Origin of the sequence: Pseudomonas sp. 2822-17, from assembly GCF_002742485.1 — a bacterium.
GTDB lineage: Bacteria > Pseudomonadota > Gammaproteobacteria > Pseudomonadales > Pseudomonadaceae > Aquipseudomonas > Aquipseudomonas cyclaminis.
Window position 1 is genome coordinate 1 of sequence record NZ_LJRZ01000068.1, and the last position, 299, is coordinate 299.

The 299-nt window shown below is 30.8% G+C and carries 1 protein-coding gene; it reads left to right on the forward strand.

The window, feature by feature from the left end; all coding sequences use genetic code 11:
- Window positions 1-15: 15 nt before the first annotated feature.
- Window positions 16-299: membrane dipeptidase (locus AOA60_RS01030; protein ID WP_178075294.1), on the forward strand; the 284-nt coding region annotated here is incomplete at its 3' end.

The following is a 299-nucleotide window of genomic DNA, read 5'->3' on the forward strand; positions in this document are numbered from 1 at the left end:
GAAGGGGGACATTTGATGAACGTAATTGATTTACATTGTGATGCACTATTAAAACTTTGGGAAGACAATTCAAGATCATATATGAATCACCCTAGTATAGAAGCGAATTTTATGAGGTTACAACAAGGAGAAATACAATTACAGTTATATGCCATATTTATAGAACCATATATAACTAGTGATATGAAATTTCAAGTTGCATTGGAGCAGATAGATTTATTTCATCAAGAAATTCTTGGTAAACATCCAAATATAAAAAAAATAGTTAACTGGAGTGATATTCACGAGCTTCAAGATGG